This is a genomic window from Selenomonas sp. AB3002 (assembly GCF_000702545.1).
GTDB classification, from domain to species: domain Bacteria; phylum Bacillota; class Negativicutes; order Selenomonadales; family Selenomonadaceae; genus Selenomonas_B; species Selenomonas_B ruminantium_A.
The window spans coordinates 19,062-35,355 of sequence record NZ_JNIO01000002.1; the positions used below are offsets into that span (position 1 = coordinate 19,062).

12 protein-coding genes are annotated in these 16,294 nt (G+C 54.3%); 2 read left to right on the forward strand and 10 right to left on the reverse strand.

The features are described 5' to 3' along the window. Positions 1–143: 143 nt before the first annotated feature. The 4 genes from P159_RS20405 to P159_RS0100230 all read right to left on the reverse strand — a co-directional run bounded on the left by P159_RS20405 (position 144) and on the right by P159_RS0100230 (position 4,141). A complete protein-coding gene (locus P159_RS20405; RefSeq protein WP_037376808.1) occupies positions 144–398 on the reverse strand; it encodes a hypothetical protein in 255 nt (84 codons plus the stop codon). Between the two features lie 26 nt (positions 399–424). Continuing rightward, on the reverse strand, positions 425–1,189 hold the full coding sequence (locus P159_RS0100220; RefSeq protein WP_029540392.1) for a ribonuclease HII: 765 nt from the start codon (positions 1,187–1,189) through the stop codon (positions 425–427). A 10-nt stretch (positions 1,190–1,199) separates the two neighbouring features. Continuing rightward, positions 1,200–2,123 carry a ribosome biogenesis GTPase YlqF gene (ylqF, locus tag P159_RS0100225; RefSeq protein ID WP_029540394.1) on the reverse strand — a complete coding sequence of 308 codons (924 nt, stop codon included), beginning with the start codon at positions 2,121–2,123 and terminating at the stop codon, positions 1,200–1,202. Between the two features lie 206 nt (positions 2,124–2,329). Beyond that, entirely contained in the window at positions 2,330–4,141 is a 1,812-nt protein-coding gene (locus P159_RS0100230) for an IS1634 family transposase (protein WP_029540396.1), read from the reverse strand. Between the two features lie 361 nt (positions 4,142–4,502). On the opposite strand from P159_RS0100230, the gene fba reads away from it, so the two are divergent. Then, on the forward strand, positions 4,503–5,495 hold the full coding sequence (fba, locus tag P159_RS0100235; protein WP_029540398.1) for a class II fructose-1,6-bisphosphate aldolase: 993 nt from the start codon (positions 4,503–4,505) through the stop codon (positions 5,493–5,495). Positions 5,496–5,717: 222 nt separating this feature from the next. Here the strand turns inward: fba and uvrA are convergent, their stop codons facing one another. From uvrA to P159_RS0100265, 6 genes are all read right to left on the reverse strand, one after another. Next, positions 5,718–8,549, reverse strand: coding sequence for an excinuclease ABC subunit UvrA (gene uvrA / locus P159_RS0100240; RefSeq protein WP_029540399.1), 2,832 nt, complete (start codon positions 8,547–8,549; stop codon positions 5,718–5,720). A gap of 13 nt (positions 8,550–8,562) precedes the next feature. After that, the gene (uvrB, locus tag P159_RS0100245; protein ID WP_029540400.1) at positions 8,563–10,602 is read right to left on the reverse strand and encodes an excinuclease ABC subunit UvrB; all 2,040 of its coding nucleotides are present in this window, start codon (positions 10,600–10,602) and stop codon (positions 8,563–8,565) included. A 45-nt stretch (positions 10,603–10,647) separates the two neighbouring features. Then, positions 10,648–11,367: a response regulator transcription factor gene (locus tag P159_RS0100250; RefSeq protein WP_029540403.1), complete on the reverse strand. Its 720-nt coding sequence runs from the start codon at positions 11,365–11,367 to the stop codon at positions 10,648–10,650. Continuing rightward, positions 11,360–12,799 carry a HAMP domain-containing sensor histidine kinase gene (locus P159_RS0100255; protein ID WP_318253496.1) on the reverse strand — a complete coding sequence of 480 codons (1,440 nt, stop codon included), beginning with the start codon at positions 12,797–12,799 and terminating at the stop codon, positions 11,360–11,362. Before P159_RS0100255 ends, P159_RS0100250 begins: the two co-directional genes overlap by 8 nt. Further along, entirely contained in the window at positions 12,693–13,622 is a 930-nt protein-coding gene (locus P159_RS21085) for a helix-turn-helix domain-containing protein (protein ID WP_029540406.1), read from the reverse strand. Before P159_RS21085 ends, P159_RS0100255 begins: the two co-directional genes overlap by 107 nt. 204 nt (positions 13,623–13,826) lie before the next feature. After that, complete coding sequence (locus P159_RS0100265; RefSeq protein ID WP_029540407.1) at positions 13,827–15,527, reverse strand: FAD-dependent oxidoreductase; 1,701 nt, start codon at positions 15,525–15,527, stop codon at positions 13,827–13,829. A gap of 219 nt (positions 15,528–15,746) precedes the next feature. On the opposite strand from P159_RS0100265, the gene P159_RS0100270 reads away from it, so the two are divergent. After that, positions 15,747–16,289 carry a cytochrome c3 family protein gene (locus P159_RS0100270; RefSeq protein ID WP_029540408.1) on the forward strand — a complete coding sequence of 181 codons (543 nt, stop codon included), beginning with the start codon at positions 15,747–15,749 and terminating at the stop codon, positions 16,287–16,289. The last annotated feature ends 5 nt before the right edge of the window (positions 16,290–16,294 follow it).

Genomic DNA, 16,294 nt, shown 5'->3' on the forward strand with positions numbered 1-16,294 from the left:
GGGAGCCTCCCCCTTTTCTGCCATTGCCCCCATCTGGCTGAGCATCCTAGCCATACTTCCCAGCTGTTCCTGCGTGAAGCGCTGGCTTTCCACGGTACTGCCCAGCCCCTGCCCCAGGGTTTCCTCAAAAGAAAAGGCCTGCTTCAGCACATTCTTGATGACTTCCTGCAGTTCCTGGGCATTTTTTCCATAGCTTCAGTATGAGCGCTGGCTACTTTTGCCAGTATGCTTGCCATATCATCTACAGCCGCCTGCAAAGCCACATTGGTACGCGGCGCAAAGGCCTCCGCCGAACTGCCGCCTGTGCGCTGGCCAACCCGGTCAGGACCGCCTGAAGATTGAGGTCTTTCTATCGGGCGAATCCCCACATTTACCTGTGTTCCCGCTTCCAAAGGCATATCTCGTCACCCTTCCAGGATAATAATCACAAAGGCTGATTCTGTTCAAACATGGATTTTATAGGTTCAAAAGACATTCTGTGTATGGGACAGGGGCCGTATTTCCTCAGAGCCTCTATATGCTGGGCTGTGCCATAGCCCTTGTGGCTTACAAAGCCGTACTCCGGATACTGCTTGTCGTATTCGTCCATCAGCCGGTCACGGGTGACCTTAGCGATGATAGAAGCCGCCGCAATGGAGGCGGACTTGGCATCACCCTTGATGATGGAGCGGGAGGGCATGGGCAGGGCCGCCAGGGGCACCGCATCCACCAGCACCTGCTGGGGCTCCGGGCTGAGGCCGAAGATAGCCTCATACATGCCGTTGAGGGTGGCCTGATAGATATTCACCCTGTCGATGGTCCTGGCATCCACCAGCACGCTGCTCACGGCTATAGCCTTTTCCTGAATCTCTGCGAAAAGTTCCTCCCTCCGCTCAGGGGAGAGCTTCTTGGAATCATTGAGATGGGGCAGCTCCAGTTCATGGGGCAGGATCACTGCCGCCACAGACACAGGCCCTGCCAGGGGGCCACGGCCTGCCTCATCCACGCCCGCCACTATCTCCATGCCTTCTGCCCAGGCCTGGCGCTCGAAATCATAGAGGGAAAGGAGCCTTTCCTTTTCCTTCTGTGCTCTTTCATAGCGGCGCAGGATGGTGCCTGCTGCCTTGCGGCTGTCCTGGCGGCAGGCTTCCAGCAATTCCTCCGTCACAGGACCTTCCGCAAAAAGCCTCTCAATATCTTTTATCGTCATTTTCGATAAATCAATCAAGTTTTTTTTCGCTCCCCTCAGCTGCCTCTGCTTTTTCTTCCGCGGGAACTTCGTCCAGGGTCACAGCCCCCAGCTTGCCGGAGCGGAACTCCGTCAGCACGATATTGACAGCCTTTTCCAGATCCACCACACCGCCCTTGACCAGGCAGCCGCGCTTCCTGCCAACAGCTTCCAAAAGCTCCAGCCCCGTTGCCGGCAGCTCACCCTTGAACTTGAAGCGCTCTGTCAGCCTCTCAGGGTGGTCACGACGCAGGGTCTCCAGAAGCAGGGCCGTGACCTTTTCCCTGTCGTAAATATCGTCGTTGATGGCTCCCGTGAAGGCCAGCTTCAGCCCTACGGTCATATCCTCGAACTTGGGCCAGAGAATGCCAGGCATATCCAAAAGATCCAGATTGCTGCCCAGCTTGATCCACTGCTTGGCCCGGGTGACACCTGGCTTGTCGGCAGCCTTGGCCTTGGCGGAGCCTGCCAGCCGATTGATGAGGGAAGACTTGCCCACGTTGGGAATGCCCAGGATCATACAGCGGGCAGCCCTGGCCTTGCCCCCCTTGCTCACCAGTTTCTCAGTCTTGGGACGAGCCAGATCCTCTGCCAGTTTCACCAGCTGCTTCATGCCCTTGCCGTTCAGGGAATCGATGGAAACAGCCGCTATGCCCTGGCTCTTGAAATAAGCCACCCAGGCGCGGGTCTGCTCCGGGTCAGCCAGATCTGACTTGTTCAGCGCCACCAGCCTTGGCTTGTCCTTGATGATCTCTGCCAGCATGGGATTAGCGCTGCTGTAGGGAATGCGGGCATCAAGCAGCTCGATGGCCACATCCACCAGCTTGAGATTTTCTTCAATGAGCCGCTGGGCTTTCTTCATGTGCCCCGGGAACCACTGCAGGTTCGGCAGGCCTTCTCTTTCTTTTTCTTCCATATTCTCACACTTCCGTTCTATGAATTATTTCATACCTATTCTACTATAGGCAGTACAAACGGCGCAACTTTGTAAAAATTATCTTTCAACTCTACCGTAAATGATTTTTATATGGTATAACCCGACTTTGCCACGTAAAAAATGCACGAAGCCACAGTACATATGGCTTCGTGCTTATTTTTTCGAAAATAATATACACCTACACTTCAAAGGTCCATATCAGCCTTCATCTTTCGTAAATCACCTCTTGTGTAAAGCTTCGGGACAATATCCAGTGAGAACGCAGACAGTATCTTCTTTAGGTCATCATCCATTGTGTTATTGAATCGGTAAAGGTCTCCGGGCAGTTTGTCAATTTGCCACTTTTGCAGGGCTGACTGGACACGTCTGCCAGAAAGGCCGTAACTCCACAGGCTGTCAGCATTTCCGCCAGGGGTAGCAGATAAAACTTTTTTCTGAATCAGGCGGAGCATTGTCAATGCCATCATGCATACCAGGAGATGCGCCTGTATATGCTCCCTGGTTGAGACATATATTGGGCGTGTGGCCAGCGTTCCTTTCATTTCCCTGAACTGGTCTTCGATCTGCGTCAGCCCGTGGTAAGCCTCCACAACATCTTCATCGGCCATGTCTGTTTCCGAAGTCACAATCTGGTAATAACCCATGTATGCCGTTAGTTCCTCAAGCTTTTCTTCATCCAGCATGCCCAGCAGTTTGCCGGACTCGATCATCTCCCCGGTTTCCTTGTGGACAAACTCTTTCTTGAAATATTTCTTGAGCTGGCGGGACTGTGTTGCCGTCACGCGGAATGTTGACGGGTTATTGCGCAGTTTCTCCAGAAAATCCAGGAATCTCTTATGCTCGTGGTACTCGCGCTTGTAGAAGCGTTCGCTCCAGTAGACAACAACTTTCTCTTTGAGTTCCACGGTATTGCCGTCCTCATCCTTTACCCTGCGGGTCAGAATACGTGATTTCAGACGGAAGGAACTGCCCTTGGATGTATAGCCTTCCTGCTCCAGAATCCAATGTCTCTCAGCCTTCGGGGTCTTGCGTATGCTCTTGCTTACTATGTAGCCCTGTCCATCCCTGACAAGATGACAGAGGTTGTAGAAAGAATGCATGCCTCGGTCAGCCACCAGAACAAAACGTTCCGTCTCAAGTCTCCCCATGCTTTTCTTCAGGGCAGGACGCAGCGTAGCCTGGTCAAGGGTATTGCCGGGGAATGACTCAATGGTTATGGGGATGCCGTTGTCATCAAGGAAAAGCCCCATCTGCACGATTGGCTCTCTGCGATTCTCCTTGGAAACGCCTTTCTGCCGCAGGCCTTTTTGCGTATCACCGTTTACGCGCTCATCAGGATCTGGATCTTCTATCTCAAAGAAGAAGTTCGTGACATCATAGTAAATATGCGCCGTGGAACGTCCTACGGATTTGCAGATGGAAGAATGCATCCGGCGGATGAACTGTTCCTTGTGCTCCGCCAGCACATCCAGTGCATCGTAGATATGGTAGGGATAGGAAACATCTGCCAACGGGGCAAAATACTGCTCGTTCTGCTGTGCGGTTTCCCACTTGGAAGCAGGCTGCAGTATGCGCCCGAAAATGAGCAGGCGTATGAATCCGGCCAGGTCATATGTAAGTCCCAATGAGTGCTTCAAAGTTGCACAAAGCTTGTCCAGCCCCAGCTGCCCAAACAGTCGGTCAAGCAGAAACTGGGCAACGAGTTTTGGCGCGCCTATACAGGCAGCCTCTCCTTCGACGTAAGTTACGACATGCTTTTGCGGCAGTGGGGAATCGACATAAGGAAGCAGAGAATCAATGATGGGGATTCCGTTCTTGTATGAATCCTTCAGACGCTGCACGAAATCCGGCTTGCCGTCATCGAAGCGGGACAAGGGGCCAATGTTCATGACGGTCTTCTTGCGGGAGACCTTGCGCCCCTGGCTGTCTTCAACCCGGCAGCTTTGCATCAGACGGAGGTAAGGGATGCCATTGTTCTTGCACAGCTCGACAAACATAGTCCTCTCCTTATGTAAATATATACCTACTAAATAATTATAACATAAAAGCAATAAAAAAGCAAGGAAAACCTTTGAAATTCCTTACTTTTTTAGGTGTCTGATTTTAAATTTCGTGGCAAAGTCGGGTGGGCTTTCTTCATGTGCCCCGGGAACCACTGCAGGTTCGGCAGGCCTTCTCTTTCTTTTTCTTCCATATTCTCACACTTCCGTTCTATGAATTATTTCATACCTATTCTACTATAGGCAGTACAAACGGCGCAACTTTGTAAAAATTATCTTTCAACTCTACCGTAAATGATTTTTATATGGTATAATAGACAAGGTTAATTCGACCATAAAGATTAGGGGGTAATGAAAAATGCCATTAGTTGGAACTAAAGAAATGTTCAAGAAGGCTTACGAGGGCGGCTACGCTATCGGCGCTTTCAACGTGAACAACATGGAAATCGTGCAGGGCATCACCGAGGCAGCTGCTGAGCTGAACTCTCCTGTTATCCTGCAGGCATCCGCTGGTGCACGCAAGTATGCAAAAGGCCCGTATCTCCGTCACCTTGTTGAGGCTGCTTTGGAAGTCAACGATATTCCTATCGCTCTGCACCTCGACCATGGCGCTGATTTCGAGACCTGCAAAGCCTGCATCGATGATGGCTTTACGTCCGTAATGTTCGATGGTTCTCACTATGATTTCAAAGAGAACATCAAGCGCACTCAGGAAGTTGTTGCTTACGCACATGAGCATGGTGTTTGCGTTGAAGCTGAGCTCGGCAAGCTGGCCGGCATCGAAGATGATGTCAAGGTTGCCGCTCACGACGCAGCTTACACTCAGCCGGAAGAGGTTGAGGAGTTCGTTAAAGAGACTGGCGTAGACTCCCTGGCTATCGCTATCGGCACTTCCCATGGTGCTTTCAAGTTCAAGCCTGAGCAGTGCACCCGCAACGCAGAAGGCGTTCTCGTACCGCCTGAGCTGCGTTTCGACATCCTGGCTGAAATCGAGAAGAAGATTCCTGAGTTCCCGATCGTTCTCCACGGTGCTTCTTCCGTTATTCCGAAGTATGTTCAGATCATCAACGCTAACGGCGGCAAGCTGGACGATGCTATCGGCATTCCTGAGGATCAGCTCCGCAAGGCAGCTAAGTCCGCAGTCTGCAAGATCAACATCGACTCCGACCTGCGTCTGGCTCTCACCGCTGGTATCCGTGAGCACTTCATGGCTCATCCGGAGCACTTCGATCCGCGTCAGTATGTTGCTGACGGCCGTTCCTACATCAAGGAGCTCGTCGAGCACAAGATCAAGGACGTTCTCGGTTCCGAAGGCCGCGCTAAGGAGATCCTGGAGCTTATCAACAAATAAGCTTCCTCGTTCCACTGCAATCGAAAATGGACTGTGCATTTGCACAGTCCATTTTTTTAACCCTTATTCTTTCCAGCCCAGAAACTTAGATAGAAAATCTCCCCATGGCTTCATCAGCACATGGGGATATGCGAATTCATTTCCTCTCGATATGACACTTCTTCCCGCAGAAAGCAATGCCGTACTGCCACACATCACATAAGAGTGTGAGGTATACCTATTTTACAGCTTTTCTTCCAACAAGGGCTTCAGGAATTTGCCTGTATAGGACTCCGGCACCTTCACGATTTCCTCCGGGCGACCCTCTGCCACGATGGTGCCGCCCCCGCTGCCCCCTTCGGGGCCCAGGTCGATGATGTGGTCGGCGGTCTTGATGACATCCAGGTTATGCTCGATAACCACCACCGTATCGCCTCCCTCCACCAGACGGTGCAGGATGAGGAGTAGCTTGTCGATGTCTGCCGTATGAAGGCCTGTGGTGGGCTCGTCCAGGATATAGAGAGTACGGCCCGTGCTGCGGCGGGAAAGCTCCGTGGCCAGCTTCACCCGCTGAGCCTCGCCGCCGGAGAGGGTGGTGGCGCTCTGGCCCAGCTTGATGTAGCCCAGCCCCACATCCTTGATGACCTGGAGCTTGCGGGCTATCTTGGGCACATTCTGGAAGAACTCCACCGCTTCATCTATGGTCATGTCCAGCACATCGGCAATGGTCTTGCCTTTGTAGCGCACTTCCAGAGTCTCCCGGTTGTAGCGGGCACCATGGCAGATCTCGCAAGGCACATAAACATCCGGCAGGAAGTGCATCTCGATTTTCAGTATGCCGTCCCCCCGGCAGGCCTCGCAGCGCCCCCCCTTCACATTGAAGCTGAAACGCCCCGCCTTGTACCCCCTCATCTTGGCCTCTGCCGTCTGGCTGTAAAGCTGGCGGATGCTGTCAAAAACACCTGTATAGGTGGCAGGGTTGGAGCGTGGAGTGCGGCCAATGGGCTGCTGATCGATATCTATGATCTTGTCGATATTCTCCAGCCCCTTGATGCGCTTGTGCCTGCCGGGCTTGCCTTTGGCATGGTAAAGGCGGGAAGCAATCCCTTTGTAGAGGATTTCGTTCACCAAAGTTGACTTGCCGGAGCCTGAGACTCCCGTCACCAGAGTCAGGGTCCCCAGAGGGAATTTCACGGAAATATTCTTGAGGTTGTTTTCCTGTGCCCCCACCACTTCCAGGAACTTGCCCGTACCGGGACGCCTCTTGGCGGGCACGGGAATGAACTTGCGGCGGGAAAGGTATGCCCCCGTGATGGATTCTTTGACCTTTTCCACTTCTTCTGCCGTGCCCTGGGCCACGATGCTGCCGCCGTGCTCGCCTGCCCCCGGGCCGATATCGATGATCTGGTCTGCCGCTCTCATGGTGTCTTCGTCATGCTCCACCACCAGCAGGGTGTTGCCCAGATCACGCAAATGCTTGAGGGTCATGAGCAGCCGGTTGTTGTCCCGCTGATGCAGACCGATGCTGGGCTCGTCCAGCACATAGAGCACGCCGGTAAGACCGGAACCTATCTGGGTGGCCAAGCGTATGCGCTGAGCCTCTCCGCCGGAGAGCGTGCCTGCCGCCCGGGAAAGGGTCAGGTAATCAAGACCCACATCCAGCAAAAACCTCAACCGGGCATGGATTTCCTTCAGGATCTGCCGGGCAATCTTCTGCTCCCTTGGTGTGAAGTCCTTCTCTGCCTCCGTCAGGAATTCGTCTGCCTCACGGATAGTCAGGTCAGTATACTGGGCGATATTCTTCTCCCCAATGGTGATGGCTAGCACCTCAGGCTTCAGCCTGGCCCCGTGGCAGGTCTGGCAGGGAATCTCCGTCATGTAATTCTCATAGGACTCCCGCATCTCCTCCGAATCCGTCTCATGGTAGCGGCGCTCCAGCAAAGGCATGACCCCTTCAAAGGGCACATTGTATTCCTTGTACTCCCCAAACATATTGGTGTAGTGGAAGCGGAACCGCTCATTCCCAGAGCCGTGCAGAAGAATGTCTTTGGTATTGTCATCCAGCTGCCGCCAAGGGGTGTCCATACTGTCTCCCCGCTCCTCCAGAATGGCTTTCATCACACACATGGAGTAGGACTGGCTGTTCTTGGACAAAGGGGCAAAGACCCCACCAGCTACGGAGAGACTCGGGTCAGGTATCACCAGCTCCTCGTCAAACTCCATGTGACTGCCCAGACCAGTACAGACAGGGCAGGCTCCATAAGGGCTGTTGAAAGAAAACATGCGGGGAGCAATTTCCGGCAGGCTGATGCCGCAGTCCACGCAGGCGAAATTCTCGCTGAACATCAGGAGGTCTCCGTCCACCACCTGCACATAGGCCACCCCCTCCCCCAGCTTCAGTGCTGTTTCCAGGGAATCTGCCAGACGCATTTCCATGCCTTCCCGCACCACCAGGCGGTCAATGACCACCTCAATAGTGTGTTTCTTTGTCTTCTCCAGCTGGATATCTTCATTGACATCAAAGATTTCCCCATCAATGCGCACCCGCACATAACCTTCATGGCGGATGTGGTCGAGGATCTTCTTGTGCTCCCCCTTCTTGCCCCGCACCACCTGGGCCATGACCAGGAGCTTCGTACGTTCTGGCAGCTCTTTGAGCTGGTCCAGCATCTGGTCAATGGACTGCTGGGTGATGGGCTTGCCGCACTTGGGACAATGGGGCCGCCCAGCCCTGGCGTAAAGCAGGCGCAGGTAGTCGTAAATCTCCGTCACCGTACCCACAGTGGAGCGGGGATTGTGGCTGGTAGTTTTCTGGTCGATGGAGATAGCTGGGGAAAGCCCATCTATCTGATCCACGTCCGGCTTGTCCATCTGCCCTAAAAACTGCCGGGCATACGAGGACAGGGACTCCACATACCGGCGCTGCCCCTCGGCATATACCGTGTCAAAAGCCAGAGAGGACTTGCCAGACCCCGACAGCCCCGTCACCACCACCAGCTTGTCCCGGGGGATATCCACATTGATGTTCTTAAGGTTATGGGCGCGGGCGCCCTTGATTTTGATAAATTCTTCCATAGTGCTACCTCTGTCATCTTGCTTTGGGCAAAGTGCCGTCCAGTTCCAGTATCATATCCCGCAGCTCTGCGGCCCGTTCGAATTCCATGGCCCGGGAAGCCTGCTGCATTTCCTTCAGCAGGGTCTTCACCAGATTTTCCTTGTCCTTCTTGGTGAGCTTCTTCTTGGGCTTCTTGTCGCCATTTGTGGTATAGGAAGCCATAGTTTCTGCCACCAGGGTGGTTTCTATCAGGGGCTTGATGGGTTTCTTGATGGTCTTGGGCACGATGCCGTGCTCCTTGTTATAGGCCTGCTGTATTTCCCGGCGGCGCTCTGTCTCCTCTATGGCCCGCTGCATGGAGTCCGTGATCCTGTCAGCGTACATGATGACCCGTCCGTTGGCATTTCTCGCCGCACGGCCGATAATCTGGATCAGTGAGGTATCAGAGCGCAGAAAGCCTTCTTTGTCTGCGTCCAGAATGGCTATCAGGGACACCTCCGGCATATCCAGGCCCTCACGCAGCAGGTTGATGCCCACCAGCACATCAAACTCCCCGGCCCGCAGGTCATGTATAATCTCCGCCCTCTCAATAGTGGCAATGTCCGAATGCAGGTAACGAACCTTGATGCCGATTTCCTTGAAATAATCCGTGAGATTCTCCGCCATCTTCTTGGTAAGAGTAGTGACCAGCACCCTCTCATCCCGTTCTATGCGCAATTTGATTTCTGCCAGCAGATCATCAATCTGCCCTTCCAGAGGCCGCACTTCGATTTCCGGGTCCAATAGCCCCGTGGGGCGGATAATCTGCTGGGCCGTCTGCTGGGCCTGCTCCTGCTCATACTTGCCCGGAGTAGCGGAAACATAGATAATCTGGTTGATGCGGGCAGAGAATTCCTCGAAGGTCAGGGGCCGGTTGTCAAAGGCCGAAGGCAGGCGGAAGCCGTTTTCCACCAGCGACACCTTGCGGCTCCTGTCCCCGGCATACATGGCGTGTACCTGGGGCAGGGTCACATGGGACTCATCTATGACAATGAGGAAATCCTCCGGGAAGTAGTCCAGCAAGGTATAGGGAGCATCCCCCGCCTTGCGGCCTGTCAGATGGCGGGAGTAGTTCTCGATACCTGAGCAATAGCCCATTTCCTGCATCATTTCCAGGTCGTAATTGGTGCGCTGCTCCAACCGTTGGGCCTCCAGGAGTTTACCCTGCTCCCGCATTTCTGTCAGCTGCTCGTCCAACTCTGCCCGGATATCCGCCATAGCCCGCTTCAGTTCTTCGTCTTCAGTGACATAGTGGGAAGCGGGGAAAATCATGGAATGGGTGCGTTCGCCATAGACCTCTCCCGTCACCACATCGAACTCCACCATTCTGTCCACTTCATCCCCGAACATCTCGATGCGCACAGCCCGATTGTTGTAGCCTGCGGGAAAAACCTCAATGACATCTCCGCGAACTCGGAATTGCCCACGTTCAAAAGCTATATCATTGCGTTCGTAACGGATATTCACCAGTTTCCTAAGTATATCGTCCCTGTCCACTTCCTGCCCTTTGTGCAGGGACAGCACCATCTCATGGTAGCTTTCTGGGGAACCCAGGCCATAGATGCAGGACACGGAGGCCACGATGATCACATCCCGTCGCTCGAACAGGGAGCAGGTGGCAGAGTGGCGCAGTTCATCTATCTCGTCGTTGATAGATGAATCTTTCTCGATATATGTATCAGTCGAAGCGATATAGGCTTCCGGCTGATAGTAATCATAGTAGCTGACGAAATAACCCACATAGTTCTCCGGAAAAAAGCTCTTGAATTCGCTGGCCAGCTGGGCTGCCAGCGTCTTGTTGTGAGCGATGACCAGAGTGGGCTTCTGCACCTTCTCTATGACCTTGGCGATGGTGTAAGTCTTGCCCGTGCCCGTGGCCCCCAAAAGCACCTGGGCCTCCTGGCCGTTCTCGATGCCGGCAGCCAGATCCGCAATGGCCTGGGGCTGGTCACCCATGGGCTCGAAAGGGGCCACTACCTTGAAGGGCTTCTCTTCCGCAAACTGCATGGTATTAAGTTTCGGCACCATAGCCATAGGGCTGCTCCTCCTTTTTGTTAAAACAAATGTACGGTGCCTATATTATAACGCAGATAACGAACGCAGTCTATAACCTTTACCCCATACTGTCTCTATGTGCCGGGGTTCCTGCACATTTTCCTCTATCTTCTCCCGCAGGCGCTTGATATGTACCGTCACCGTGGCAATGTCCCCTTGGGCAGACTGGCCCCAGACGGCCTCAAAGAGTTCCTCCCGGGAAAAAACCTGATGGGGGTGTTCCAGGAAATACTCCAGCAGCTGGAATTCCCGGGGTGGCAGGGATATTTCCCTGCCATCCAGGAAGGCCCTCATTTCCTTGGGCAATAACCTCAAATTGCCATGGGCCAGTTCCTGCTGCACCTCTGCTTCTCTCTTGCTGAACCCCTTCAATCTTTCATAACGTGCCAGATGAGCTTTCACACGTGCCAATAATTCATTGGGGCTGAAAGGTTTCACGATGTAGTCATCCGCCCCCATGCCCAGGCCGCGAATCTTGTCCACATCCTCCTTGCAGGCAGTTACCATCAGAATGGGGATTTCCTGCTTCTCCCTGACCTGCCTGCAGATTTCCATGCCAGTAGTACCCGGCAGCATCACATCCAAAATCAGAATGTCGTAGCCGCCCTCCAGCGCCCTTGCCAAGGCTTTCGTGCCATGACCCTCTATATCTGCCTCTATGCCCCCCAGCAAGAGATAACTGGCCTCCAGTTCTGCTATGTCCTCATCATCTTCGGCAATCAGCGCACGTTTCTTCTCAGCCAATTTTTTCACTCTCCTTGCGCGTTTTCACAGGGAAATCCATCACGATAGCCAGCCCTCCCCGATTCTCTGCCCAGGCCTTGCCGCCGTGGGCTTCCACTATCCAGCGGACTATGGAGAGGCCCAGGCCGCTGCCCTTCACGGCGCTGTCGGTGCGGGCCTCTTCCTCACGGAAAAGCACCTTGAAGATACGCTCCAGGTTTTCCTCCGCCACACCCTTGCCATTATCCCGGGCAGTAAGGCGCAGCTTATCCCCCTGCCTCTCAAGGGCCAATGAGAACACCAGCGGCCTGCCGCCGTATTTTCTGGCGTTGCCCATAAGATTCTGCAGCACCCGGTAAAGCTCCGTGCCATCCATCAGAAGAGGGCACTCCCCCTCCGGCAGGGACAGCCTTACTTCCCCCTCTTCTCCCAATTCCTTCTGCAATTTCTCCGCCGCTCTTGCCAGCCAGTGAGCAAAATCCGTCTGCACGAAATTAAAGGGATACTCCCCCATTTCCAGGCGGCTGCAAAGGAACAGCCTTTCCACCAATTGTACCATGGAATCCGTGCGGTGATGGATCTTTTCCAGATAACGCCGCTCCTGCTCCTTAGTTGTTGCTACGCCGTCCAGCAGGGCCTGGACATAGCCGCTGATCACCGTCAGGGGTGTCCGCAGGTCATGGGAAATCCCCGCCAGCATATTGCGCCGGCTTTCCTCATACTGCAACCGCTCCGCCCGGGAACGGGCCAGCCTGCCGCACATTTCCTCAAAGGCCTCGTAGACCTGGGCCACTTCCTCCTCCAATTCCTTGTGGCGGGGCAGGGAAATGTCCAGATTGCCCTTCTTCACCTCTTTGGCCGCCTCCTGCAGGGCCAGCAGATGATTCTGCAGTTTCCTGGACAGCTGGTAAGCCAGCAGGAAATCCGCCAGCAGGAACACCAGCACTCCCGCCAGGATCAGCCGTATGCGGTAGATATAGGTGATGTTGTTAAGATCCTCCTCGATGCCGCCTAAATCCCGCGACAAAATGGCGATGGCATGGTAGTCATCGCCTGAATAGGTAAACATATATTTCACGATATTGCTGGAACGGAAAATGTAGACACTGGACTCCCCCACAAAGAGAGCCGGAGTGGTCTCCTCCCCCAGCAGATGCTCATCCAGTTCCGTACAGTTGGAAAAGACAGGCACCCTCTGCCTGTCCAGCACCATCAGGTGGTAGCCTTCCTCCTCCACCTGGGGAGCAATGGCTATGATGCCTTCCCGCAGTTCCTGTCTGGAACCTTCCGCCGGCAGTTCCGACACCATTTCCCTGAACTGCCTCTCCACCCGATGGGCTGCCAGCTTATCTGATTCCCTGTTGCCCATACGATCCAGATACTCGTCTTGGTACAAAAGGTACAACATTCCCCCGGCCAGCAGGATAATGCCCAAGGGCAGCACGAACATCATGAAGTTGGATATCATAAGCTTCTGCCGGATCTGCATAGAGAGTCTCAGCCCCTTCCCGTCCACAAGGCTGTGAAAAGACCGGAGCCTCTAGGGCGTCCAAGGTTTCCGACACCCGGACAGCCGCATAGAGGGTGGCCCGCATATCCATGGAGCCCTGCTCACATTTCAGGATTTCCTTGATTTTCTCATATCTGTACCGCAGGGTGTTCACATGGACGAAGAGTTCCTCAGCTGATTCCTTCCAGTTGAAATCCCGACGGAAAAGCACCTTCAGGGTAGGCAGGAGATTGGTGCGGTAAGCCTTGTCATGGGCCCGCAGGGAGGCCAGCTGCTCATCTGCAAAGGCCTGGGCTTCCTCCCAGCTCTGGCGGAAAAGGCTCAGGAACACCCCCAGCCCGGAAAACTTCTGCACAAAGCCCTCCCTGCCATTGGTCTCCTGGAAGGAACCGGCAATGCGGGCCTCCTCGAAGCTCTGCCAAAGATGGCTCAGGCGGCAGCTGGTGCCCACGCCCACCCCTGCCTTTTCGCTTTCGGGGCAAAGGCTCCACTTCTGCCAGAAGTTCTCCTGCTGGGCAGCAGTGCCTGCCAATACCAGCAAAAAACCCTTCTTCCAAGGCACGGGACGGCTGCAAAAGCTGCCCTGCGCACGGCTGCCATAGCCAAGGCGCTTTTCCAATGCTCCCAGCCCCTCTTTATCTCCACTGCGCAACTGAAAAATTGCCACGGCATAACATCCCGCCGAGGGCATCCCCTCCTGCTCGGCTTTCCTGCCTTGACAGACCAGGTCCCACACGAACTTATCCCCAGCCTCTTCCCTGCACATATTTACTTCCTCCCAGTCATTAATTTCAATTATCGTTCCATATTTTCCTGCTTCATATTTTAAGATTATCCAGGGAACAGCTCAAGAAAGAGAAAGGAAACAATTTATGAACTTTTTGTGAACAAAAAAGCCCCCTCATAGAGGGGGGTGGCAGCGAAGCTGCCGGGGAGAGTCATTGCCTGCTTCAGAGAGCGAATAACATAATCACGCTTTCTCCTCCACCACACTCTTGCCTGCCAAATAGCCGAAAGTATAGGCGCGGCCATGGCTGCACCCGGTGACAACGATGGGATAGTCCGTGGCAAAGAAGCTGCCGGAGGCATTGCCTGCGGCGTAAAGACCCGGAATGACCTTGCGCTCCTTGTCCAATACCTGGAGCTTGTCATTGATGGTGAGGCCTCCCAGGGTCACCAGCAGGGAAGTGCCGATGTGTCCAGCGTAGAAGGGAGCCTTCTCCACCGTGGTGAGATAGACTGCATCCTTGCCGAAATCCTCATCCACGCCCTTCCTGGCCAGCTCGTTGTAGCGCTCCACGCTGGCCTTGAGGTTCTCCAGGGGCAGGTGGGCCTTCTGGGCCAGTTCCTCAAGGGTATCGGCCTTGACGATGACGCCCTTTTCCACCAAATCGTTGAACTCATTGAGGCGATGGTGGAACTGCAGTTTCTTGCAGGCACTCTGACGGAAGCGAGGCGCCTCCTCAGGCCACTTGGAATCCCAGATGGTCCAGCGGGTAAGTCCCACCTGCTGGCGCACGGCGTTGGAAATGTAGGCAAAGGGCAGATCCTCGTTAGCATAGCGCTCGCCATTCTTATTTACTGCCAGCCAGGGCTGGCGGGGAATGGCATCCATGCGGCCTCCGGGGTTCCCGTCAGGGTCCAGCAGGGCATTGTCAAAGAGCATGGGGGCATGGGGACCCTCGTCAATGCCCGCTCCCACCCAGAGCCCCATCTTCTGGCCGTCGCCGGTGTTGAAGCTGTTGGGATAGAGGATTTTCTGCACCTTCTTGGCGCAGGGAATATAGTAGTTCAGCATTTCCTCGTCATGGCCGTAGTCACCGGAGCAGAGGATAACCCCCTTCCTGGCATTGAACTTGATGTATTCCCCGGCAGCGTTCTTGGCGATGACGCCGGTAACCCGGCCCTCGTTGTTGGGACGCACCAGCTGTACGCCGGGAGTCTCATAGATGATTTCCGCTCCCAGCTTCTCGGCAGTGGTCTTCAGAGTGTAGGCCATGGCGATGACCGCATTGCCGCCGATCATGCCTTTCGGCGTAGACTCGGCTGCCCCTTCAGGGGGCTCCAGCACGAAGGACAGGGTGGGGATATTGGGAATGGTGGCATTGGGAGACATCTGGTCTTCCTTCGTCCAGACAGACTTCACCTTACACCCCAGGCCCTGAGCCTTGTCCACAATCCAGTCATTCACCATGCCGCTCTTCTCGGAGAAAAGCTTCACCACCCGCTGATCAGCCTTGTAGCCGCCCCAGCGCATGATTTCCCGGGTCACATCCAAGGGATTCAGCTGGTTCCCCACAGAAAGCTGCACCTTAGAGTTGACGGCGCCGTAGTCGAAGCTGCGGAAGTTGATGGTAGGCCCTTTCTCGATGACGATAACCTTGGCACCTGACTCAGCAGCGGAAGCGGCAGCGCAAAGGCCGCTCATGCCCGCCCCCACCACGATGACATCAGCTTCCTTTGTTTCCTTGATGCTGCTGTCCGCAATGGGAGCCGGCGCCTTCATGAATTCCGGCTCTGCGCCGACGCCTGCACCGCTCTTGTCCTTCCTCACATGGTCGGTGCGGCCATTGCCACAGCCAGCCAAGAGCCCGGAGGCCATGGTGCCCACCGCAGCCAGAGCACCGACCTTCAGGAAGTTCCTTCGCGTCATTCCCTGTTTCTGCTCCATATTTCTCTCCCCCTGATTAATCAATGTGCTATATGAACTGAAAATAATATCTTTGTTTATTATAAATTAGGGGTGAGTATTTGCCTTTGTAGGAATGCACAAAAGAAAGTTCCTTATTTTCATCTATTCCCTTAAGGCTGTTTTGTCCTCTGGCCTATATAATGGAAAGCAAGCAAAGTATATTTGCCCTCAACTTCCTAAGAAAGGAGGAACTGCCTTATGAAAGATCTTATCCTGAAGGTCCTGGGCTTTGCCAAACAGCGTCCTCTGGCCTGTCTGGTGGGAATTTTCCTCATGGGCTGCATCAGCATGGCTGCCATGCACGTGGTGGAGGCCCATTTCCCGGAAATGTCCTGCTCACCCTGCCATGGCATGGAGACTTATGTTGATGGCTATTATCATGATGACCTCATGTCCCACTCCCACATGGAAGCAGGAGTGGCCTGCATCGACTGCCACGACAACGGCATGATTGACAAGCTGAACGAAACCTACTGGTACGTCACAGATGATTTCGACAATCCCCCTCAGCAGCGTGCCTTTGACAATGAAATGTGCACCAAGTGCCACAAGGTTGAGGACATCGTCGCCAAGACCAACTACGATGGCAAGAATCCCCATGATTCACACCTGGGCGACCTGGTCTGCTCTGACTGCCACTACAGCCATGAGAAATCCAAGGCTAAATGCATGGAATGCCACAATTTCGAATTCCTGCAGAACCTGCCTCCTGAATGGGCCAAGAAAGGCGAGCAGAAGTAATTTCT

What these genes read in the sequence shown, in the direction of transcription:
- P159_RS0100270 (WP_029540408.1), top strand. Translation starts at nt 15,747, where the DNA reads ATGAAAGATCTTATCCTGAAGGTCCTGGGCTTTGCCAAACAGCGTCCT.
- P159_RS0100265 (WP_029540407.1), bottom strand. Translation starts at nt 15,527, where the DNA reads ATGGAGCAGAAACAGGGAATGACGCGAAGGAACTTCCTGAAGGTCGGT.
- fba (WP_029540398.1), top strand. Translation starts at nt 4,503, where the DNA reads ATGCCATTAGTTGGAACTAAAGAAATGTTCAAGAAGGCTTACGAGGGC.
- P159_RS0100230 (WP_029540396.1), bottom strand. Translation starts at nt 4,141, where the DNA reads ATGTTTGTCGAGCTGTGCAAGAACAATGGCATCCCTTACCTCCGTCTG.
- uvrB (WP_029540400.1), bottom strand. Translation starts at nt 10,602, where the DNA reads ATGGCTATGGTGCCGAAACTTAATACCATGCAGTTTGCGGAAGAGAAG.
- P159_RS21085 (WP_029540406.1), bottom strand. Translation starts at nt 13,622, where the DNA reads ATGTGCAGGGAAGAGGCTGGGGATAAGTTCGTGTGGGACCTGGTCTGT.
- P159_RS0100255 (WP_318253496.1), bottom strand. Translation starts at nt 12,799, where the DNA reads ATGATGTTCGTGCTGCCCTTGGGCATTATCCTGCTGGCCGGGGGAATG.
- ylqF (WP_029540394.1), bottom strand. Translation starts at nt 2,123, where the DNA reads ATGGAAGAAAAAGAAAGAGAAGGCCTGCCGAACCTGCAGTGGTTCCCG.
- P159_RS0100220 (WP_029540392.1), bottom strand. Translation starts at nt 1,189, where the DNA reads ATGACGATAAAAGATATTGAGAGGCTTTTTGCGGAAGGTCCTGTGACG.
- P159_RS20405 (WP_037376808.1), bottom strand. Translation starts at nt 398, where the DNA reads ATGCCTTTGGAAGCGGGAACACAGGTAAATGTGGGGATTCGCCCGATA.
- uvrA (WP_029540399.1), bottom strand. Translation starts at nt 8,549, where the DNA reads ATGGAAGAATTTATCAAAATCAAGGGCGCCCGCGCCCATAACCTTAAG.